Genomic DNA, 20,411 nt, shown 5'->3' with positions numbered 1-20,411 from the left:
CGCAGGATGCCGCAAGCGGGGAGCGAGGGCAACGCATTAAAACTGCCCAAAAGGTCAGGTTCGACCAAAGGCTGACAGCAGATCTTCTTCAAATGCCTTCTGCGCATCCCCCGGCACCTGCGCCCGATGGCGGGCCAGATGGAACGCCACTTCAAAGCTCAACTCACCTTCGCGCACCGGGCGCAGCAAGCCTTTGTCCTGCCATTGGCGGGCGTAATGGTTGGGCAGATAGCCGACGTGTTTGCCGGACAGAATGAAGGCGAGGGTACCCTCGACTTGCTCCGAGCGCGCCGAGCAGACCTTGCCCTGAAACGGCTCGTCACTGCGCAGGAACCGATACGGGTGATCGACCCGGTCACACGCCAGCAACGCTGAGTCATCGGGGGAATCGTCGGTAAACAGCGGATGGCCGGGCGCGCAATACAGATGCTGGGTTTCGCTGAACAGTTCGCGGTAATCAAAGGCGCTCTGCACCTGGGAGAAGTAACCGATGGCAAGGTCCAGCCGTTGTTGCAGCAACAGGCGCTCCATTTCGCCGGGCATGGCGCTGATCAGCTCGATGCGCACCGATTCGTCCCGTTCGCGAAAGCGTCGGATCGCCTTGGCCACCCGTTGCAGCACCGATTGATCGACCGCTTCCGAGAGGCCCAGGCGAACTTCGCCGATCAGGCGTCCGGCGACGCCGTTGGATTGATGGCGGAAGGCTTCGATCGAATCGAACAGGCTGCGCGCAGCAATCAGTAGTTGTTCGCCTTTGGGAGTGAGGCTGAAACCACCCTTGCCACGGTTGCACACTCGATAGCCGAGACGGGTTTCAAGCTTGGCCATTTGCTGGCTGATGCTCGACTGGCTCAGTCCCAGTTCGCCCTGGGCGGCACTGAACCCGTTGGACTCGACCACCCCGAGAAACAGGCGCAGGAGCTGCAAATCGACATCGTGGAGCTGACCGAGCATCACATTACTCCGGCATAAAGTCAGGTTAACAAACTTGATATTTTTCCAATGTATCCGACGGCGCATCCTGCAACCACTTCCTCTGGTCAGGTGTTCGTCATGGCTCCCTTGTTCAAGCTGTGTTTACCCGCGCTGTTGCTCTCTGTCTCCATCGCCGCCCAGGCCGAGGACAAGACGCTCAACCTTTACAGCTGGGCCGATTACGTGGCGCCGGAAACCCTGCAGCGCTTCGAAAAGGAAACCGGCATTCATGTGCGCTACGACACCTTCGATACCTCCGAGGTGCTGGAGACCAAGTTGCTTACCGGCGGCAGCGGCTACGACGTGGTGGTGCCGTCGTCCAGCGTGCTGGCCCGCGGGTTGGCCGCCGGCGCGTTGAAGGAAATTCCTCACGACGGGCTCAAGGGCTATGCCAATCTCGATCCGGACCTGCTGGAAAAACTGGCGGCCGTCGATCCCGGCAATCGCTACGGTGTGCCGTACACCTGGGGCACGCTCGGCCTGGGCATGAACGTCGAAGCGGTCAAGCAGCGGCTGCCGGATGTGCCGCTCAACAGCCTCGATCTGCTGTTCAAGCCCGAATACGCCAGCAAGCTCAAGGATTGCGGGATCGCCATTCTCGATTCGCCGCAGGAAGTGATCGGCCTGGCGCTGCACTACCTCGGCAAGGATCCCTACAGCACTGACAAGAGTGATCTGGCCGCCGCCGAACCTTTGTTGCAGAAGTTGCAGCCCTATGTGCTGTACGTCGCCACCGGCCGGCAGATCAACGATCTGGCCAACGGCAGCGTGTGCCTGGCGCTGACCTACAACGGTGACGCGAGCATGGCCGCCGATCAGGCGCGCAAGGCCAACAAGCCGTTCGAAGTCGCCTACCGGATTCCGAAAGAGGGCACGCTGGTGTGGCAGGACAACCTCGCCATCCCCAAGGACGCGCCGCACCCGGAAGCTGCGCGGGCCTTCATCGAGTTCATGTTGCGCCCTGAATCCGTGGCGGCGCTGACCAACACACTGTTCTTCGCTACCGCCAACCAGGCTGCGACGCCGCTGGTGGACGAAGCGGTGCGCAACGACCCGGACATTTACCCGAAACCCGAGGTGCGCGAGCGCTTGTACGCCGACCGCAGCATGAGCCTCAAGGACATGCGTCAGCGCACGCGCTTGTGGACCACCTTCCGTAGCCATCAATAACGCTGGATAAAAACCAAAGGAGCACATCGATGGACGTGCCAATGCAGAATGATCAGGCCCTGACCCGTGACAGCCTCTACGGTACCGCTGCCGAAAGCACCTACGCCGGGATCACCAGTTTCATGCGCCGCCGCTACAGCCGAGATTTGCGCGGTGTCGACGTGGCCGTCAGCGGCGTGCCGTTCGACACCGCCACCAGCAACCGTCCGGGCGCACGTTTCGGGCCGCGCGGGATTCGAGCGGCGTCCACCGGGATTGCCTGGGAGCGTCACTGGCCCTGGGCTTTCGACCCGTTCGATCATCTGGCGGTGATCGATTACGGCGATTGCGACTTCGATTACGGCTCGCCGCACACGATTCCAGAGAGCATCGAAGCCCACGCCGAGCACATTCTGGGTTCCGGCAGCGCCATGCTGACGTTTGGCGGCGACCACTTCATCAGCTACCCGCTGCTCAAGGCTCATGCACGCAAGCACGGCACACTGTCGCTGATCCACTTCGACGCCCACAGCGACACCTGGCCGGACGAGGGCGGCAAACGGGTCGACCACGGCACCATGTTCTGGCACGCGGCGCGGGAAGGGCTGGTGGATCCGGCGCGTTCGGTGCAGATCGGTTTGCGCACCACCAACGACGATCATCAGGGCTTTCAGGTGCTGGACGCGCGGCAGGTGCATCGTCGTGGCTGCGAGGCGATTGTCGAGGCCATTCGTGCGCGGGTCGGGGACAACCCGGTGTACCTGACGTTCGACATCGACTGTCTCGATCCGGCTTTCGCACCGGGCACTGGCACGCCGGTCTGCGGCGGGTTGAGTACGGTGCAGGCGCTGGAGATTCTCGGCGGATTGCGCGGGATCAATCTGGTGGGCATGGACGTGGTGGAAGTGGCCCCGGCCTATGACCATGCAGACGTCACGTCGCTGGCGGCGGCGACCCTGGCGATGGAGATGCTGTGTCTGTACGCGGCCCGGCACAAAGTCGACGTTTGAGACTTCATCGGGAGCTTTCGGTCGTCGAAGGCTCCTGACAAATTCTGACACCAGGCTCTGCTAAGCTCCGGCAAATTTCTGCCCGGAGCTTCACACCGTGTCGCGCACCACTCGTCTACTGACCTTGCTGCAAGTGCTGCGCGGCAAGAAACGCCCGGTCACCGCGGCGACGCTGGCGTCCGAGCTGGAAATCTCCGAACGCACCCTCTATCGCGACATCGCCGAACTGACCGCGCTCGGCGCGCCGATTCATGGTGAGGCGGGCATTGGTTATGTGTTGCGCAGCGGGCTTTTTCTGCCGCCCTTGATGCTCAACGCCGACGAGACCGAAGCCATCGTGCTGGGCCTGCGCTATGTCGATCAGCGTGGCGACGAGGTCCTGAGCAAGGCCGCAGCCGACGCCTTGGCGAAAATCGCGGCGGTGCTGGATCCACAGGCCCAGGAGGCAATGCGCAATCCGACGGTCATGCCCGGGCCGCACGGTTACGGCTTTCCGCAGAACGCGGTGCCATTGAATGTTTTCCGTCAGGCGATCCGCGATCAGGCCAAGCTGCACATCGATTATGCCGATGCACAACAAGTGCCGAGCCAGCGGTTGATCTGGCCCTTGGCGCTGGGGTTTCTCAACGAGGTGCGGATCATTGTCGCGTGGTGCGAATTGCGCAGCGCGTATCGCACGTTCAGAACCGACCGGATTTCCGCTGCCAGTCTGCAGGGCGAGCGTTATCCGGGACGTCGCAGTGACCTGCTGCGCACCTGGCAGCAGCAGATGCAACTGGACGAAAGCGGGCGTTTCACTCCTGACAAAAACTGACGCAGGGCTGTTCTAGGATGGCGGCAGAACCCGAAAACAAGGAGCTGCAACCATGTTCCATCCCACCTCGATACTCGCCCCGGCCATCGTTGAGTACATCAACGCCGCCAACGCTCGCGATACGTCCCGGGTCGGCAGTTTTTTTGCCGAGGATGCCCACGTGTTCGATGAAGGCAATCATCAGGTCGGCCCGCAAGCCATCGCCGACTGGATGCAAGACACCGCCCGACGCTATCAGCCGCGGGTCGAGGTGCTGGGCGTCCAGCAGCGCACCGGCAAAGTGCTGGTGCAAGGGCTGATCTCCGGGACGTTCCCCGGCAGCCCGCTGGAGCTGCGCTACACCTTTCGCCTCAACGAGCAGGGCAAAATCGCACGGCTGGATATTTCCGTGTAGCCATCGTGGCATACTGCCGCGCATGACTTTCGACTCTCCCCTAAGCGCCTGGCAACATGCCGTCGAGCACAAGGGCTTCATCCAGGATGAAGCCCAGGAGCACGCGGTCTGGGCGTTGCAAAAATGCCATGAAGCCCTGCACGCCGGTGTCCGTTCGGTCACCGGCGTTTACCTGTGGGGCCCGGTCGGGCGCGGCAAGACCTGGCTGATGGACCAGTTCCATCAAAGCCTGCGGGTGCCGGCCCGACGTCAGCACTTTCATCACTTCATGGGCTGGGTGCACCAGCGTTCCTTTCAGTTGACCGGGATCGCCGATCCATTGCGGGCATTGGCCCGGGAACTGGCGGCCGAAGTGCGGGTGCTGTGTTTCGACGAGTTGTTCGTCAATGACATCGGTGATGCAATCATCCTCGGCCGGTTGTTTCAGGTGATGTTCGATGAAGGCGTGGTGGTGGTCTGCACCTCCAACCTGCCGCCAGATCAGTTGTATGCCGACGGCTTCAACCGCGACCGCTTCCTGCCGGCGATCACGGCGATCAAGCAGCATATGCAGGTGGTCGCGGTGAACGGCGCCGAGGATCATCGTTTGCATCCGGGTGCCCTCGAGCAACGCTACTGGGTGGTTGCGCCGGAGCAGGATAGCGCGCTGGCCGGGGTGTTCGACGCGTTGGCGGCCGGGCAGAGCGTCAGCGCCGAACCGGTGCCGGTCGGTTATCGCGCCTTGAATGTGGTGAAGGCCAGCGAGTCGGTGTTGTGGTGCCGTTACGCGGATCTGTGCGAGCAACCGTTCGCGGCCATGGACTTCATCGCGCTGTGCGACACCTACCGGGCTATTCTGTTGAGCGAGGTGCCGAACCTGAGCGCGCAAAAGCGTGAAGGGCGGATCGCCCGTGGTACCGAGGACGGCGCCGAGCGTGTCGTTGCCGGGGATCGCGAGTTGCCGCAACTGTCGGTGCACGATGACGGCGTACGGCGCTTCATCGCGCTGGTCGACGAGTGCTACGACCGCAAGGTGCCGCTGTACATCGAGGCCGATGTGCCGATGGACGCGCTGTACACCGAGGGTTATCTGGAATTCCCGTTCCGCCGGACCCTCAGCCGCTTGCAGGAGATGCAGCTGCAACGCTTCGCCGAGACCTGAAACATGGAGGCGCGACATGACTCAGCCACTGTCCCATCACTTGCTGACCATGGCCTATCAGAACGCCTGGGCCAACCATCGACTGGCCAAGGCCTGGCTGCAACTCGACGATGCGCAACTGGCGGCGCCCAGGGTGAGTTTCTTCCCGAGTATTCGCCTGACCCTCAATCACATCCTCACCTGCGACTGGTTCTACGTCGATGCGCTGGAGCGCGAGTTGCGTGGTGATGAGCCGCATCCCGATTGCTACGTGTTCTTCAATGCAGACGAACCCTTCACCGAGGCGCAGGCCTTGCGCCGCGAACAGGCCCATGTCGATCGCCGCTTGATCGCCTATTGCGAACAACTGCGCGATGCCGATCTGGGGCGCATCGTCACCATCGCCCGCGACACGCCGCAGCATGACAGCCGTTTGCGGATGATCTCGCATCTGTTCGAACATCAGATCCACCATCGTGGGCAGGTCCACGCCATGCTCAGCGGCACGCCGGTGAAGCCGCCGCAACTGGATGAGTTCTTCTGCGTTGGCGAGTCCGGCTTGCGGGCCGAGGATTTCGCTGAACTGGGCTGGACGGAAGAACTGATCTGGGGCCACTGAAACGGCCGGGTTGTGGCCGGGGGCTGCCTCGCGCTAAGGTCGGTCAGCCTTTCAGTGCGTATTAAACGTGCCGGGGCCCCGTGCGATCGAGGAAGGAAATGGATTCCGCAGAAATTCTTGTGCTTCAAGCCAGCTATACCAATCCGGTGCATGCCGAGGCCATTGGTGTGGTGCTCAATCATTACGCCGAAGACCCGATGGGTGGCGGCCATCCGATTGCCCCTGAACTGTTGCAGCAACTGCCCGCAGAACTGGCCAAGCGACCTCACGCGTTCAGCGTTCTGGCCTTTGTCGGCGGCGAACCGGCAGGGCTGGTGAACTGCTTTGAAGGGTTTTCGACCTTTGCCTGCAAACCGTTGGTCAACGTCCACGATGTTTCGGTGGTGACGAAGTTCCGAGGCCTGGGGCTGAGCCAGAAAATGCTGCGCAAGGTCGAGGACATCGCCCTTCAGCGCGGTTGCTGCAAGATCACCCTGGAAGTACTCGAGGGCAACGTCGTCGCCCAGGGTTCCTACGCCAAATTCGGTTTTGCGCCGGGCATGTTCGACCCGAATCACGGGCGCATGCTGTTCTGGATCAAGGAACTGCAGGCATAAAAAAGGGCGCCCGAAAGGGCGCCCAACTGTCATCTGCGAAGCCAGAGCGGAGCCATCGCAGGTCCATCGGTAAACCTGTCTACATCAAGGACGGTAATGTTCGGTGACCTGCGCGGTCTGGTCGTCCGGGACGCGAAGCTCGTTGGCTTTCGTGTCTGTCTGTTGGCTTTGTTCGGTGTGGACCGGGAAGTTTTCCCAGTGATATCGCATCCGCTCGGCACCGCCCTCGGCGAAAGCGCTGGCGGATGCAATGGCGAGTAGACCGGCAAGGATTGCAGTCGTGGTTTTCATGGTGCCTCCTACGAAAAAAGTCGGAGCCGTTCATCCATGAATCAGAACCTCGAGGCGCAGTGTCCGCCGAGGGCATTAACCAAGGGTTAACGCGCGTTTTGTGCAGGGTTTACCGAATGTTTCCAGGCGGGACGAAGGCTGCACGCGCCGCTTACGCGTGCAGATCGCAGGGAAGGGCGTCAGAGTTTCCAGTCTAGGCTCAGCGTCACCGTGCGTGGATCGCCCCAGAACACGCCGTTGTAGAAGCCGACGTTGTCGTAATACTTCTTGTCGAACAGGTTGTCGACGTTCAGCGATGCCGACAGATGTTTGTCGAACTCATAGCGTGACATCAGCTTGACCACGGAGTAAGCGCCCTGACTGATCCGTGTCCGTTCGGTGATGACCCGGCCATTCGCACCGCGTCCGACCGGGCGGTTGGAGTTGCCATAGACGTCACTCTGCCAGTTCACCGCGCCGCCCACGGTCAGGGCGCTCCAGGCGCCCGGCAAGCGGTAAGCGGTGGAGAGGCGGAGCATGTTCAATGGCTGGTTGGTATTGGTGCGGTTTTTCTCGCCGTTGAGCGCGTGGGTGTAAGTGTACCCGGCGGTCATGTTCCAGCCGTCATGGATTTCGCCCGAGACTTCGGCTTCGAAACCGTTGACCTTGTTGCCTTTGCCGCCGCTCTTGTAGAACTCCTCACCGGTAACCGGATCAGGTGGTACTGAATCGTCGAGCTCGGCGACGTTGTCCTGCTTGCTCCAGAACACCGCCGTGGCCAGGTTCAGGCGCTCGTCGAGCAGGCTGCCCTTGAGGCCTATTTCATAGTTACTGCCGACCACCGGCTCAAGGAATTTGCGATTGGCATCGCGGTTATCTTGAGGATTGAAGATGTCGGTGTAGCTTGCATACACGGTGTACTCAGGCGTCAAGTCGTAGAGTAGTCCCGCGTACGGCGTCCACATGTCGTTGTGTTGCTGGCGGCTGGCATCGACCGCGCTCACCTGCCGATTGTCGTCATATGTATTGTCGGCTTTCGACGCCTTCCAACTGCCGTAACGGCTGCCGAGTACGGCATGCAAGTCGTCGGTGAAGCTCAGGCGAGTGGCGAGGTATCCGGCTTTCTGGCGGGTGCTGGAAGTGGAGCCGGTCAAGCCTGTGACTGTGTCGGGGAATTTGGCGATATCGCCCATGTATTTCCAGTCGCGAATCCGTCCGTAACCCGGTGGCACCGGGCCGTCAATCGTATACGGGGAGCGCTCGCTGCGCTCGGCTTCGCCATAACCGAACATCATTTCGTGTTCGCGACCGAACAGCGCGTAGGGCCCCGACAGGTTGAAGTCGTAAGTCTTCATCTTTTGCGTGCCGATCATATGTGACATGTAGGCCGCCATGCCGCTGCGGTCGTCCGCGGGAAAACCGGTTCCGCCGTAGTAGACCTTGCCGTCGGTATCGCTCTGGCGATGGGTGTACGCCGCTTTCAAGTGCCAGCCACCTGCCAGCGCCTGATCGAGGGTGGCGAAGGCCGTCTTGTCCTTGATCGGCCACGAGCTCCACGACGTCGCCATGTTGGTCGAGCGGCCCAGACCGGCCTTGCCACCGTCGGCGTTCCAGTACGGCACGGTGCCCCAGGAACTGCCTTGCACTTGCTTGTCCTGATAGTCATAGCCGACCGCGAGCACGGTCGATTCCGTCAGGTCGCCTTCGAGGATGCCGTAACCGACTTCCCGTTGCAGCGCGTAATGGTCGCGAAACGACTGGCTGTCGCGATACGCCAGCACACTGCGTCCGCGCAAACGGCCGTCGAAGGCAAGCGGACCACCCACGTCCACGTAGCTGTAGTAATCGTCATAACTGCCGCCGCTGACCCCGGCCAGTGCCTGCAATTGCGCAGTGGGGCGCTTGCGTACCATGTTGATGGTGGCCGAAGGATCACCTGCGCCGGTGGTCAGGCCAGTGGCGCCGCGTACCACTTCGATCCGGTCGTAGATGATCGTGTCGGAATCGGACTTCATCCGGCTGAAGGTGTTGAGCATCCCGTCGATCTGGAAGTTGTTGATCGAGTAGCCGCGAGACGAATAGTTGACCCGGTCCGAGTCGTAATGCTGGACCACAACACCTGTGGTCTGGCTCATGGCTTCGGACAATGTGCCGAGCTTGAAGTCATCCATTTGCTGGCGGGTCACCACGGACACCGATTGCGGGGTTTCCTTGATCGACAGGTTCAACCGAGTCGCCGTGCTCATGGCGCCGGTGGTGTAAGACGCGGTGTCTTCAGTCGTACTGCCCAAGCTTTGGGCGGTTACGTTGGTGGAGGCCAGTTCGAGGGCCGGAGCGACGGCCTCAGGCTGTTTTTCGGCGTCGGTTTCAGCCAGCAGATCCGGGCTCAATGCAGCACTGCACAAGCCCAGGGTGAGGGTCATGGAACGGGTGATGGGCGCGAACATCGCAGCCGACTCCTTGTCTTCGAGAGAAAATTTCCTTTGGTTCAAAGACGAAGAGGGGGAGTGCGATTTAGTATCAAGCGAGATGTATTGTCATTTCCAGGTGTTGCGACGGCATGAAAAAAGGGCCGTTTCCGGCCCTTTCTGGTTATTGCTTGACGACTTCCTTCGGCGCTTCTTCGGGCTTTTTCGGCTTCATCAGGCTGAAGTCGATCAAGGCTCGCTGTTCACGTTCGTAAGGGTTGCCGATCAACAGTGGACGCTGTTTGAAGCTGTCGCTGACCACGCTTTTGCTGCGGTCCAGTTCATCGAAGCTCAAACCCGCCAGGTCTGCCCAGGTGTGGATCAGGTGCGCGCTGCTGTAAGGCCGGCTCAGATCCCCGGCGAAACTCCAGTCGTGGTTTTCACGCCACTTCGGCGACGCCCAGGCCATGAACGGAATGGTGTACATCGGCGCGGTCGGTTTGTTTTCGTTACGACCCAGGGTGGTGTGACCCGCCGAGTCGAACACGTCTTCACCATGGTCGGAGAGGTACAGCAGGAAGCCGTTCGGATCGGACTTGGCGTAGTCCTTGATCAGGCTCGAGACCACGAAGTCGTTGTACAGCACCGCGTTGTCATAGCTGTTGTAGGTCGGCACCTGATCGTCACGCACGCCGGCCGGGACGCCAGTGCGGTCCTGGAACTTGTCGAAGCTCGGCGGATAACGGTACTGGTAGCTCATGTGCGTACCGAGCAGATGCACGACAATCAGCTTGCGCGGTGCCGGATCGGTCAGGGCCTTGTTGAACGGCTCGATCACGTCGCCGTCATACTGCGCGGCGTTCTGGTTGCGGTTGTTGTTCAGGTACACCTGCTCGTCAGCCTGTTCGGAAAAGGTCGTGAGCATTGTGTTGCGCTTGGTCATGGTCTGCTGGTTGGTGATCCAGAACGTCTTGTAGCCGGCCTGTTTCATCATGCTGACCAGCGACGGCGTGGACAGGTACAGATCCGGGTTCTCTTCGTCGGCGAAGGTCAACACCTGCTGCAGGGCTTCGATGGTGTACGGGCGCGGGGTGACGACGTTATCGAAGACCGAGAGTTGGTCCTTGAGCTTGTCCAGTTCCGGCGTGGTCTTGCGCTGATAGCCATAGAGGCTCATGCGCTGGCGGTTGGTGGACTCGCCGATCACCAGCACCAGGGTCGCAGGCTGGTTGGCGCCGGCATCCTTGAGGTTATGCAGCGGCGGGATCTTGCTCGCGCTGTGAAGCATGCCCTGCATCTCGCCCAGGGTTTCCAGGTAGCGGTGGTAGGCCACGGCCATCTGCCATGGCACGGCCGGTTCGATGCGGGTTTCAAATTTCTCGAAACCGCCGGCGAAGCTGCCGGTGCGCTGGGTCTGCTTGATCAGTGGGTAACCGACCACCGCGAACAGGATCGCCATGGCTGCCACGAAGGCCCGGCCACGGGGCATGTAGACCGGACGCAGGCGGGTCCACAGGAAATAGGCGAACGCGGTGTGAGCGAGGAACGCAGGAATCATCCACCAGGCGAAGTACTGGGTGATGTACTCGCCGGCTTCAGACACGTTCGACTCGAACATGATGAAGATGACGCTCTGGGAGAATTCCTGCTGATAGATGAAGAAGTAGCCCAGGCTGGCCATCGAGCAGGCCCACAACACCACGCCGATCACGGCGGCAAGCAGACGGGTGCGCTTGGGGAACAGCAGCATCGGCGCCAGCCAGACGGCGCTCATCACGAACGCTTGACGGAATCCGGTGAAGCCAGAGGTGCCGGTCAGCTGGATCAGCAGTTGAGTGATACCGGAGAAGTACCAGAAGAATACAAACAGCCAGATGAAACCGGCCCAGTCAAAACCTGCCGCAGCAGTCTTGCTGCGTTTAAACCATGCCATTCAGCACTCCAACTCAGTCACCATTGCCACCGCCGGGACGTTTCATGAACTCGGGAGCATGAAACCGACGAACGGAAGCCGCGCGCGGACGCGCACGGCAGAATGGGCCGGAGTATCAACAAGCGAATGTGAAAACTTCGTTAGTTGCCGCAAATGGCAGAGGGCGGATCATGTCGGGAACGGCAGGGCAGCGGTTCCCGATCAGGCGGGCGCTCAGGCGTGGGGTGAGCGCTGGATGCGTGGCAGAGGCTTTGGCTCAACGCCTTGGGTCATCAGACGCAGTTGCGCCAGCTCTTGTTTAAGCTGGTCGCGTTCGTCTTTCAATTGACGCAGTTCATCGCGGCGGATCGTGACGTACAGGGTTTGTGGCGGCATTGCTGTATGTACTGTGCCCATTGCTCACCTCGCAAATGGCGTGTCTCAACTGCAGATCGCTCCCGATAACGGACGCTGAATCTGCTATCGGCGCCGATTCTGGTTTCTTTTGCTCGTGAATGGAACTTTTTTATTTTTCATGGTCGTTGTGTCTTCGCCACGTTTCCCGACGTTATCAGTCTGGATCGGGCACAATGCCCGGAAACTTCACACCGACGCTCAGGACTAACCTCCATGAGAGCGTTGGGCTATAACCTTTGACACACTTTTATTTGTAGTAAGGAGCATCAGCACATGCAACTCGGGATTATTGGACTGGGCCGCATGGGCGGCAATATTGCACGGCGTCTGATGCTCAACGGTCACACCACCGTTGTTTACGACCGCAATACCGCCTTTGTCGACACCCTGGCCGCCGAGGGCTCTACCGGCGTAGCCGATCTGCCTGCGCTGGTCGCAGGCCTGGCCAAGCCGCGTGCCGTGTGGGTCATGCTGCCGGCCGGCGCGCCGACCGAAGACACCATCGAAACCTTGAGCACGCTGCTCGAGGCGGGCGACACCATCATCGATGGCGGCAACACCAACTATAAGGACGACATCCGCCGGGCCAAGACCCTGGCCGAGAAGGGCCTGCACTACATCGACGTCGGCACCTCCGGCGGCGTCTGGGGCCTGGAGCGCGGCTATTGCATGATGATCGGCGGTGATGCCGAGACCGTTAAGCGTCTGGACCCGTTGTTCGCCGCACTGGCTCCGGGCATGGGCGACATCCCGCGCACCAAGGATCGCAAGTCCGATGATCACCGTGCCGAGCACGGCTACATCCACGCCGGTCCCGCCGGTGCCGGTCACTTCGTGAAGATGATTCACAACGGTATCGAGTACGGCATGATGGCGGCCTTCGCCGAAGGCTTCGACATCCTCAAGACAAAGTCCAGCGAGCTTCTGCCGGAAGATCAGCGTTTCGACCTGAACGTGGCCGACATCGCCGAAGTCTGGCGTCGTGGCAGCGTGGTGTCGTCGTGGCTGCTCGACCTGACCGCCGATGCCCTGGCGGTCGACCCGAAACTCGACGGCTTCTCCGGCTCCGTGGCCGACAGCGGCGAAGGTCAGTGGACCATCGAAGCGGCAATGGAACAAAAGGTGCCGGTACCGGTGCTGTCCAACTCGCTGTTCTCGCGCTACCGCTCCCGCGGTCAGGGCACGTTCGGTGACAAGATCCTCTCGGCCCAGCGCTTCGGCTTCGGCGGCCACGTAGAGACTGCGAAGAAATGACCCATACGATCCGCAGAAAATCCAAGGCAGAACCCGCACCACCGACCACGCTGTTTTTGTTCGGTGCCCACGGCGACCTGGTCAAGCGCTTGCTGATGCCGGCGCTGTACAACCTCAGTCGCGACGGCTTGCTTGACGAAAATCTGCGGATCGTTGGCGTTGACCACAACGCCATCACGGATGAAGCCTTCGCCCAAAAGCTCGAAGACTTCATCCGTACCGAAGTGGCCGCGAAGGTCGGCAAGGGCGATCAGATGCTTGATCCGGCCTTGTGGGCCAAGCTCGCCAAAGGTATCAGCTACGTCCAGGGCGACTTCCTGGACGACAGCACTTATTCTGCGCTGGCGGCGAAAATCGCCGACAGCGGCACCGGCAATGCGGTGTTTTACCTGGCCACCGCGCCGCGTTTCTTCAGCGAAGTGGTGCGTCGCCTCGGCGCTGCGAAACTGCTGGAAGAAACCCCGGAAGCCTTCAGAAGGGTAGTGATCGAAAAACCGTTCGGCTCCGACCTGCAGACCGCCGAGGCGTTGAACGCCTGCCTGCTCAAGGTCATGTCGGAAAAGCAGATCTACCGGATCGATCACTATCTGGGCAAGGAAACCGTACAGAACATTCTGGTCAGCCGGTTCTCCAACAGCCTGTTCGAAGCGTTCTGGAACAACCACTACATCGACCACGTACAGATCACCGCCGCCGAAACCGTCGGCGTCGAGACCCGTGGCAGTTTCTACGAACACACCGGCGCCCTGCGGGACATGGTGCCCAATCACCTGTTCCAGTTGCTGGCCATGGTGGCGATGGAGCCGCCGGCCGCGTTCGGCGCCGATGCGGTGCGGGGCGAGAAGGCCAAGGTGGTCGGCGCGATCCGTCCATGGACCACCGAAGAGGCGCGGGCCAACTCGGTGCGCGGTCAGTACAGTGCCGGCGAAATCGATGGCAAGCCGCTGGCAGGCTATCGCGAAGAAGCCAACGTATCGCCCGACAGCACCACCGAAACCTACGTGGCGCTCAAAGTGATGATCGACAACTGGCGCTGGGTCGGCGTGCCGTTCTACCTGCGTACCGGCAAGCGCATGAGCGTGCGCGACACCGAAATCGTCATCTGCTTCAAACCGGCGCCGTATGCGCAGTTCCGCGACACCGAGGTCGACGAACTGCAGCCGACCTACCTGCGCATCCAGATCCAGCCCAACGAAGGCATGTGGTTCGACCTGCTGGCCAAGCGGCCGGGGCCGGCGCTGAACATGGCCAACATTGAGCTGGGGTTTGCCTACAAGGATTTCTTTGAAATGCAGCCGTCCACCGGCTACGAAACCCTGATCTACGACTGCCTGACTGGTGACCAGACGCTGTTCCAGCGCGCCGACAACATCGAGAATGGCTGGCGTGCGGTGCAGCCGTTCCTCGATGCCTGGCAACAGGACGCGAGCGTTCAGCCTTATGCCGCTGGCGAAGACGGGCCTCAGGCTGCCGATGATCTGCTGACTCGCGATGGTCGCGTCTGGCATGGTCTCGGATGAGAGAGCCAATCCGCTTTCTGTTGAGCGACATGGACGGCACGCTGTTGCTGCCCGATCACAGCCTGAGCCAGCGCACCATCGATGCCGTCCGAGCGCTGCGCGAAGCAGGCATTCTGTTCAGTCTCGCCACCGGGCGTCCGCCCAAAGCCATGCTGCAACAAATCGAAACCCTGGGCGTCGATCTGCCGACTGCCGCGTTCAACGGCGGCACAATCGTCAATGCGGACGGCAGCATTCTGGTCGCTCACTATCTGCCAGCCACTGCGGCACTCACGGCGCTGGCGTTGTTTGCCGATCAGCCGGAGGTCGAGATCTGGGTGTTCAGCGGCGGCGACTGGCTGCTCAAGGATCCGCATGGGCCTATGGTTCCTCGCGAACAGCATGGTCTGGGTTATCCGCCGGTAGTGGTCGACAGTTTCGAGCCTTTTCTGGAACGCATCGACAAGATCGTCGCGACCAGCAACAACACCGACCTGTTGATCGAGCTGGAGGCACGTTTGCTGCCGAAGGTCGAGGGCATGGCGCAGGTCTCGCGTTCGCAGCCGGTGTATCTGGACGTGACGGCGCTGGAGGCCAACAAGGGCACCGCACTGGCCACTCTGGCCGAGCATCTCGGCGTGCCGCTGGTGCATACCGCAGCGATTGGCGACGGCGGCAACGACCCGGCGATGTTTCATGTTGCTGGCCTGTCGATCGCCATGGGCCAGGCAGAAGACGCCGTGAAGCGTCAGGCGGACGTGGTGACCGGGCCGAACACCGAGGATGGTGTGGCACAGGCCATAGGCAAGTACATTTTGCCGCGTTGATCGATGCATAAAAAAACGGGAGCCCAAAGGCTCCCGTTGTTGTTTCTACAGCCAGTAACTCACGGCATACCAGCCGAGCAGTCCCATCACGACAGTGTAGGGCAATGCCATCCATACCATCCGCCCGTAGGACAACCGCACCAGCGGTGCAATCGCCGACGTCAGCAGAAACAGAAACGCAGCCTGACCATTGGGCGTCGCCACACTCGGCAGATTGGTGCCCGTGTTGATGGCGATGGCTAGCGTCTCGAAGTGTTCACGGCTCATGTGGCCGGACAGGAATGCCTGTTTCACTTCGGTGATGTAGATCGTCGCCACGAACACGTTGTCACTGATCGCCGACAACAGACCGTTGGCGATGAACAGCATCCCCGGTTGCTGCTCGGCAGGCAGTGCCAGTACCCACTGGATCAACGGCGCGAACAGTTGCTGATCATGGATCACCGCCACCACGGCAAAAAACACCACCAGCAGCGCAGTGAACGGCATGGCGTCCTTGAAGGCGCTGCCCAGACGATGCTCGTCGGTGATGCCGGTAAATGCGGTGATCAGGATAATGACCATCAGACCGATCAGGCCCACTTCGGCGACATGGAACGCGAGCCCGGCAATCAGGATCAACGCGGCCGCGCCTTGTACCAGCAGCGCGGCGCGCTGGCGAGGCGTGCGTTCGGCATCATCTTCACGGGCGTAATCGGCCAGTACCGTGCGGACATTGTCCGGCAGTAAGGTGCCGTAGCCGAACCAACGCAGCTTTTCCAGCAGCATGCAGGTCAACAGACCGGCCACCAGCACCGGCAGGGACACCGGTGCAACCTTGAGGAAAAACTCGGCGAAGTGCCAGCCCATCTCGTGACCGATCAGCAGGTTTTGCGGTTCGCCGACCAGTGTGCAGACACCGCCCAGCGCCGTGCCGACCGCGCCGTGCATCAGCAGGCTGCGCAGGAAGGCTCGGAACTGTTCCAGATCCTCGTGATGCAGCTTGGGCAGGTGTTGGTCGTCGCTGAATTCGCTGTCCTGACGCGGATCGTTGCCGGAGGCGACACGGTGATAGACCGAATAGAAGCCGACGGCAGCGCTGATGATCACGGCAGTCACGGTCAGTGCGTCGAGAAAGGCCGAAAGAAACGCCGACAAAAAGCAGAACATCAGCGCCAGCAGCATCTTCGAACGCACGCCGAGCAGCAGCCGCGAGAACAGGAACAACAGAAGGTCTTTCATGAAGTAGATGCCGGCGACCATGAACATCAACAGCAGAATCACCGGAAAATTGTGCTGCAACTCTTCGTACAGCGCCTGGGGCGTGGTCATCTTCAACAGCAGCGCTTCGATCAGCAGCAGACCGCCGGGCATCAGCGGATAGCATTTGAGCGCCATGGCCAGGGTGAAAATGAACTCGATCACCAACAGCCAGCCGGCAGCAACAGGACCTGCCGACCACAGCACCACGGCGTTGAGAATCAGGAACCCGACGATGCACGCCTTGTACCAGCGGGGCGAATGCCCGAGAAAATTGTGCGCGAACGCCTGGGCCAACGAACCGGACATCGGTTGCTCCTTGTTTTAAGAAGCGCGCAAGTTGCCGTAAGCGTTGAGCAAGATCAAGTGCAGGAAGTTTCTGTTCATGGGTTCAGATAGCGCGCAACCACGGCGCGGTAGTTGCCATCCAGTGAATAGCCGCCGACCAGAATTCCACCTTCTGGCTGCACTGCCAGCGATGTGGCGGTGTCGAGGCTGCGGCCCAGTCGCGTACGCAACCAGCCATGGCCGGCGCCGAAACCTTGGTCGAGACGACCGTCAGCTAGATAACGCGCAACAATGAAATCGGCCTCGACCCCGCCAATCGTCGCGCCAACAGCGATCAGTCGCCCGTCCGGCATGCGTTGCGCGGCACTCCACTGACAGCCGCTGGGGCCGATGTCCAACAGGTTGGGTTGACCATTGTTACAGTGCAGGTTGGGGCGACCGTTAATGTGGACGGTCAGTGCCATGCACCGAATCGGGTCCCGACTACTGCCAAAACAATGCAGACGGTCCGTGGATTCGATGACTTGGTTAGCCAGCGCGCTGTGGCCCTGAGCCTTGAACGCGAGGAAACCGTCCAGCGCAAAGCGTTCATCGAGCTGTCCGTCCGGCAGGTAACGTGCAAGCAGGCCTTCCTGAGGGAAGTCGATCGCGCCGGCCACGACAATTCGCCCGTCTTCTTGCAGCAATAAGCCGCCAAGCCATGTGTTGAGCAACAAGTGCCGGACCATCACAAAGCCTCGACCGTTGAAGGTTTGGTCGAGATTGCCGGCGGGCGTGACTCGGATCAGCATGCCGACATGGTCGGCCAGTGAGCAGTGGTGGTTGGCAATCAACAGAATATGTCCGTCATTCTGGACGGCGAAATCGCAGGCTTCTGCCCCCGGGACGCCGGGTGGCAGCCAGGTGTCGCGAGTGCCCATGGACAGATCGCCGGGCAAACGCACTATTTTCCGGCCGTTGTCGCCGAACTCCGGGACCGGTCGGCCCTGCGCATCGAACAGGGCGAGGGCGGGCAACGTGCGATGTACGGACTCGTAATGCAGGCCTGCCAGCAGGATCCGACCATCAGGCAAGACCTGGATCTTGCTGCCCGTGGCTTCGAAACCAGAGGCGAACTGGCCGATCACGCTGCCCTGAAAGCCGAAGCCAAGATCCGCGGAGCCATCATCCAGCAGACGGGCCAGGCCGAAACGGCTGCCTTGAGGCGTGCCGACCTTGGCGGCGATCAGGATACGACCTTGCGGGTCAAGTGCGACATGCTGGGTCAGGCTGGACGTGCTGCCGGAAAAATACACCTGAGTCACGCCGTTATTGGCAAATCTCTTGTCGAGTTGTCCGGCGTTATTCGCCAGCGCCGGGAGCGCAATAGCGGACTGGATTGACATGCCTGCTCCTCCTTGCAAGTTGACCAACAGCCGGGAGCCGGGTCGGTAACTGCATGGCGAAACATTCAATCCCTGTAGACGCACAAGTACAACTGACAGAACTAACAGGTGGAGCGTCGTTCTGTGCCAGAACAATGACTTTTTGAACCAGTCGCAAGCCTGCCAAGCATTCAGGCGCGAAAGTGTGGAGGAAAGTTGTACAAAGTGGCTGAAGTTAAAAAGGATTCAGCAACTTCAAAGAAGAGGGCGGATGACTTGAAAGTCATCCGCATGGCCCTCGGATCAGTGTGGCATCGACCAGGACTGCAGTGCATAGCCCTCATCGCTCAGTTCTGCGCGAGCCTGTTGCAACAGGAACTCAAGCTGAGCCGGATCGGAATAGGCGCTGCTTGGAATACGGGTGCGACCGATCTGCGAATTGGTGCGGTCGATAACGGTCAGGCTCAGTTCGCCATTGCCGTCTTGTGGGGCCCAGGCCACGCATTGGAAAGGTTTAAACGCGTGGTTGGCAATCAAAAGAGCTTCGTTGATACGGAGCGGGGCGGTCATGGGTTCTTCTCTCTGTAGTGCCCAATCAAGTGATGTGCCGTCGGTTGGGCTTACCGTGCGGCGAGTTACTTGTACTGATGCACGCAACCCGCTGACAGGTCACACAGGATTTGAAGAAATTTCGACTTTCTTTCATACAATCTCTGTTATGGCGTTTTTTGAAAGCTGGATGAAAGAATCGAGTCGATAGCTAACTAATAAAACAGGTTCTTATAACTACTTCACTTGTGCGCCTATAAGCAATCGATACAAGGCGCCGTCAAATTCTTGCTAATGTTACAGCCAGGTCTGCCAAATGACTGTTTTTACAATCATTTCCTATAATTTGGCGCCAAGGAACAGTCATGATCGAAGCGTCCGCGTTACGACGTTTGTTGGTAGTCGACCCCTGCGACGACTGTCACCGATTATTGCCCGGTTTGCGTGCGGCAGGCTGGGATGTCGACAGTTGCAGCCTCGAAAATGCTGCCGACCGAAGTTGCGATGTCGGCTTGTTGCGTTTGCAACCTTTTCATCTGGAGCGTCCCGAGTCGGTCAAAGAACTGATCAGTCGCAGTGGCGCGGAATGGATCGCGGTTCTTAATCAGGAAGTGCTGCGCCTGCAGAACGTTGGCGACTTCGTTTGTGAATGGTTTTTCGACTTTCATACTTTGCCGTTCGACGTGTCGCGGGTCCAGGTCACCCTCGGCCGGGCGTTCGGCATGGCGCGCCTGCGTGGCCAGGGCAATGTCCATGTGGACCAGCCGGAACACGAGTTGCTGGGTGACAGCAAACCGATCCGCGAATTGCGCAAGCTGTTGAGCAAACTTGCGCCCACCGAGTCGCCAGTATTGATTCGCGGCGAAAGCGGCACCGGCAAGGAACTGGTCGCCCGTACCCTGCATCGACAATCGCAGCGCCATAGCAAACCGTTCGTGGCCATCAACTGCGGGGCGATTCCCGAACATTTGATCCAGTCCGAGCTGTTCGGCCATGAAAAAGGTGCGTTCACCGGCGCCCATCAGCGCAAGGTCGGACGCATCGAGGCGGCCAACGGCGGCACCCTGTTTCTGGACGAAATCGGTGATCTGCCGCTGGAACTGCAGGCCAATCTGCTGCGCTTCCTCCAGGAAAAACACATCGAACGCGTCGGCGGCAGCCAGCCGATCCCGGTGGATGTCCGGGTGTTGGCGGCCACCCACGTTGACCTTGAAGCCGCGATCGAGAAAAAGCGCTTCCGTGAGGATTTGTACTACCGGCTGAATGTGCTGCAGGTCGTTACTGCACCGTTGCGAGAGCGTCATGGCGATCTGTCAATGCTGGCCAACCATTTTTCCCATTTCTACAGTCACGAAACCGGTCGTCGCCCTCGCAGCTTCAGTGAGGACGCGCTGATCGCCATGGGTAAGCACGACTGGCCGGGCAATGTCCGTGAGCTGGCCAACCGCGTGCGTCGCGGACTGGTGCTGGCCGAGGGGCGGCAGATCGAGGCGCGTGATCTGGGGCTGATCAGTCAGCAGTCGCTGGCCACCCCGATGGGCACCCTCGAAGACTACAAGACCCGCGCTGAACGCCAGGCGTTATGCGATGTGCTTAACCGGCACAGCGACAATCTAAGTGTGGCCGCTAAAGTGCTGGGCGTCTCTCGGCCGACGTTCTATCGCTTGCTGCACAAACACCAGATCCGCTAGGGCGCGGTGCTTCTTC

19 protein-coding genes are annotated in these 20,411 nt (G+C 60.4%); 11 read left to right on the top strand and 8 right to left on the bottom strand.

Features of this window, described 5'->3' with window-relative positions:
* Positions 1 to 54: 54 nt before the first annotated feature.
* A complete protein-coding gene (locus tag NH234_RS16235; protein ID WP_367253376.1) occupies positions 55 to 954 on the bottom strand; it encodes a LysR family transcriptional regulator in 900 nt (299 codons plus the stop codon).
* 99 nt (positions 955 to 1,053) lie between these two features.
* On the opposite strand from NH234_RS16235, the gene NH234_RS16230 reads away from it, so the two are divergent.
* The 7 genes from NH234_RS16230 to NH234_RS16200 all read left to right on the top strand — a co-directional run bounded on the left by NH234_RS16230 (position 1,054) and on the right by NH234_RS16200 (position 6,677).
* On the top strand, positions 1,054 to 2,145 hold the full coding sequence (locus NH234_RS16230; RefSeq protein WP_367253375.1) for a polyamine ABC transporter substrate-binding protein: 1,092 nt from the start codon (positions 1,054 to 1,056) through the stop codon (positions 2,143 to 2,145).
* 29 nt (positions 2,146 to 2,174) lie between these two features.
* Positions 2,175 to 3,134, top strand: coding sequence for an agmatinase (gene speB, locus NH234_RS16225; RefSeq protein ID WP_367253374.1), 960 nt, complete (start codon positions 2,175 to 2,177; stop codon positions 3,132 to 3,134).
* A gap of 97 nt (positions 3,135 to 3,231) precedes the next feature.
* Positions 3,232 to 3,948 (top strand): helix-turn-helix transcriptional regulator, encoded by a 717-nt coding sequence (locus tag NH234_RS16220; RefSeq protein WP_367253373.1) that lies wholly within the window; start codon positions 3,232 to 3,234, stop codon positions 3,946 to 3,948.
* A 52-nt stretch (positions 3,949 to 4,000) separates the two neighbouring features.
* Complete coding sequence (locus tag NH234_RS16215) at positions 4,001 to 4,342, top strand: nuclear transport factor 2 family protein (RefSeq protein WP_085731097.1); 342 nt, start codon at positions 4,001 to 4,003, stop codon at positions 4,340 to 4,342.
* Between the two features lie 22 nt (positions 4,343 to 4,364).
* Complete coding sequence (gene zapE / locus NH234_RS16210; protein WP_367253372.1) at positions 4,365 to 5,483, top strand: cell division protein ZapE; 1,119 nt, start codon at positions 4,365 to 4,367, stop codon at positions 5,481 to 5,483.
* Between the two features lie 16 nt (positions 5,484 to 5,499).
* Complete coding sequence (locus NH234_RS16205; RefSeq protein ID WP_085731095.1) at positions 5,500 to 6,081, top strand: DinB family protein; 582 nt, start codon at positions 5,500 to 5,502, stop codon at positions 6,079 to 6,081.
* A 98-nt stretch (positions 6,082 to 6,179) separates the two neighbouring features.
* Positions 6,180 to 6,677, top strand: coding sequence for a GNAT family N-acetyltransferase (locus NH234_RS16200; protein ID WP_085731094.1), 498 nt, complete (start codon positions 6,180 to 6,182; stop codon positions 6,675 to 6,677).
* Between the two features lie 84 nt (positions 6,678 to 6,761).
* On the opposite strand, the gene NH234_RS16195 is transcribed toward NH234_RS16200, so the two are convergent.
* The 4 genes from NH234_RS16195 to NH234_RS16180 form a co-directional block, all read right to left on the bottom strand.
* Complete coding sequence (locus tag NH234_RS16195; RefSeq protein WP_085731093.1) at positions 6,762 to 6,968, bottom strand: hypothetical protein; 207 nt, start codon at positions 6,966 to 6,968, stop codon at positions 6,762 to 6,764.
* 179 nt (positions 6,969 to 7,147) lie between these two features.
* On the bottom strand, positions 7,148 to 9,394 hold the full coding sequence (locus NH234_RS16190) for a TonB-dependent siderophore receptor (RefSeq protein WP_367253371.1): 2,247 nt from the start codon (positions 9,392 to 9,394) through the stop codon (positions 7,148 to 7,150).
* A gap of 145 nt (positions 9,395 to 9,539) precedes the next feature.
* Positions 9,540 to 11,288 (bottom strand): phosphoethanolamine transferase CptA, encoded by a 1,749-nt coding sequence (locus NH234_RS16185; RefSeq protein ID WP_085731091.1) that lies wholly within the window; start codon positions 11,286 to 11,288, stop codon positions 9,540 to 9,542.
* A 213-nt stretch (positions 11,289 to 11,501) separates the two neighbouring features.
* The gene (locus tag NH234_RS16180) at positions 11,502 to 11,684 is read right to left on the bottom strand and encodes a DUF6026 family protein (RefSeq protein WP_367253370.1); all 183 of its coding nucleotides are present in this window, start codon (positions 11,682 to 11,684) and stop codon (positions 11,502 to 11,504) included.
* A gap of 273 nt (positions 11,685 to 11,957) precedes the next feature.
* Here NH234_RS16180 and gnd point away from each other — a divergent pair, with 273 nt between their 5' ends.
* The 3 genes from gnd to NH234_RS16165 are packed head-to-tail and all read left to right on the top strand — an operon-like array spanning position 11,958 to position 15,264.
* A complete protein-coding gene (gnd, locus tag NH234_RS16175; RefSeq protein ID WP_085708172.1) occupies positions 11,958 to 12,938 on the top strand; it encodes a phosphogluconate dehydrogenase (NAD(+)-dependent, decarboxylating) in 981 nt (326 codons plus the stop codon).
* A complete protein-coding gene (zwf, locus tag NH234_RS16170; RefSeq protein WP_085731090.1) occupies positions 12,935 to 14,458 on the top strand; it encodes a glucose-6-phosphate dehydrogenase in 1,524 nt (507 codons plus the stop codon). Before gnd ends, zwf begins: the two co-directional genes overlap by 4 nt.
* On the top strand, positions 14,455 to 15,264 hold the full coding sequence (locus NH234_RS16165; RefSeq protein WP_367253369.1) for an HAD family hydrolase: 810 nt from the start codon (positions 14,455 to 14,457) through the stop codon (positions 15,262 to 15,264). Before zwf ends, NH234_RS16165 begins: the two co-directional genes overlap by 4 nt.
* 45 nt (positions 15,265 to 15,309) lie before the next feature.
* Here NH234_RS16165 and nhaB read toward each other — a convergent pair whose 3' ends face one another.
* The 3 genes from nhaB to NH234_RS16150 all read right to left on the bottom strand — a co-directional run bounded on the left by nhaB (position 15,310) and on the right by NH234_RS16150 (position 18,725).
* On the bottom strand, positions 15,310 to 16,812 hold the full coding sequence (nhaB, locus tag NH234_RS16160; RefSeq protein ID WP_367253368.1) for a sodium/proton antiporter NhaB: 1,503 nt from the start codon (positions 16,810 to 16,812) through the stop codon (positions 15,310 to 15,312).
* 74 nt (positions 16,813 to 16,886) lie between these two features.
* Positions 16,887 to 18,176 carry a hypothetical protein gene (locus NH234_RS16155; RefSeq protein WP_085731087.1) on the bottom strand — a complete coding sequence of 430 codons (1,290 nt, stop codon included), beginning with the start codon at positions 18,174 to 18,176 and terminating at the stop codon, positions 16,887 to 16,889.
* Between the two features lie 282 nt (positions 18,177 to 18,458).
* Positions 18,459 to 18,725 carry a hypothetical protein gene (locus NH234_RS16150; RefSeq protein ID WP_085731086.1) on the bottom strand — a complete coding sequence of 89 codons (267 nt, stop codon included), beginning with the start codon at positions 18,723 to 18,725 and terminating at the stop codon, positions 18,459 to 18,461.
* Positions 18,726 to 19,069: 344 nt separating this feature from the next.
* On the opposite strand from NH234_RS16150, the gene NH234_RS16145 reads away from it, so the two are divergent.
* On the top strand, positions 19,070 to 20,395 hold the full coding sequence (locus NH234_RS16145; protein WP_085731085.1) for a sigma-54 dependent transcriptional regulator: 1,326 nt from the start codon (positions 19,070 to 19,072) through the stop codon (positions 20,393 to 20,395).
* Positions 20,396 to 20,411: the final 16 nt, after the last annotated feature.

Origin of the sequence: Pseudomonas sp. stari2 (assembly GCF_040760005.1) — a bacterium.
GTDB lineage: Bacteria > Pseudomonadota > Gammaproteobacteria > Pseudomonadales > Pseudomonadaceae > Aquipseudomonas.
The sequence above is the reverse complement of the archived record's forward strand: the minus strand, read 5'-3'. Positions and strand labels throughout refer to the sequence as shown.

Bases quoted from the DNA above. Each gene is read 5' to 3' on its own strand.
- NH234_RS16235 (WP_367253376.1), bottom strand. From the start codon at position 954: ATGCTCGGTCAGCTCCACGATGTCGATTTGCAGCTCCTGCGCCTGTTT.
- NH234_RS16230 (WP_367253375.1), top strand. From the start codon at position 1,054: ATGGCTCCCTTGTTCAAGCTGTGTTTACCCGCGCTGTTGCTCTCTGTC.
- speB (WP_367253374.1), top strand. From the start codon at position 2,175: ATGGACGTGCCAATGCAGAATGATCAGGCCCTGACCCGTGACAGCCTC.
- NH234_RS16215 (WP_085731097.1), top strand. From the start codon at position 4,001: ATGTTCCATCCCACCTCGATACTCGCCCCGGCCATCGTTGAGTACATC.
- zapE (WP_367253372.1), top strand. From the start codon at position 4,365: ATGACTTTCGACTCTCCCCTAAGCGCCTGGCAACATGCCGTCGAGCAC.
- NH234_RS16205 (WP_085731095.1), top strand. From the start codon at position 5,500: ATGACTCAGCCACTGTCCCATCACTTGCTGACCATGGCCTATCAGAAC.
- NH234_RS16200 (WP_085731094.1), top strand. From the start codon at position 6,180: ATGGATTCCGCAGAAATTCTTGTGCTTCAAGCCAGCTATACCAATCCG.
- NH234_RS16195 (WP_085731093.1), bottom strand. From the start codon at position 6,968: ATGAAAACCACGACTGCAATCCTTGCCGGTCTACTCGCCATTGCATCC.
- NH234_RS16190 (WP_367253371.1), bottom strand. From the start codon at position 9,394: ATGTTCGCGCCCATCACCCGTTCCATGACCCTCACCCTGGGCTTGTGC.
- NH234_RS16185 (WP_085731091.1), bottom strand. From the start codon at position 11,288: ATGGCATGGTTTAAACGCAGCAAGACTGCTGCGGCAGGTTTTGACTGG.
- NH234_RS16180 (WP_367253370.1), bottom strand. From the start codon at position 11,684: ATGGGCACAGTACATACAGCAATGCCGCCACAAACCCTGTACGTCACG.
- gnd (WP_085708172.1), top strand. From the start codon at position 11,958: ATGCAACTCGGGATTATTGGACTGGGCCGCATGGGCGGCAATATTGCA.
- zwf (WP_085731090.1), top strand. From the start codon at position 12,935: ATGACCCATACGATCCGCAGAAAATCCAAGGCAGAACCCGCACCACCG.
- NH234_RS16165 (WP_367253369.1), top strand. From the start codon at position 14,455: ATGAGAGAGCCAATCCGCTTTCTGTTGAGCGACATGGACGGCACGCTG.
- nhaB (WP_367253368.1), bottom strand. From the start codon at position 16,812: ATGTCCGGTTCGTTGGCCCAGGCGTTCGCGCACAATTTTCTCGGGCAT.
- NH234_RS16155 (WP_085731087.1), bottom strand. From the start codon at position 18,176: ATGTCAATCCAGTCCGCTATTGCGCTCCCGGCGCTGGCGAATAACGCC.
- NH234_RS16150 (WP_085731086.1), bottom strand. From the start codon at position 18,725: ATGACCGCCCCGCTCCGTATCAACGAAGCTCTTTTGATTGCCAACCAC.
- NH234_RS16145 (WP_085731085.1), top strand. From the start codon at position 19,070: ATGATCGAAGCGTCCGCGTTACGACGTTTGTTGGTAGTCGACCCCTGC.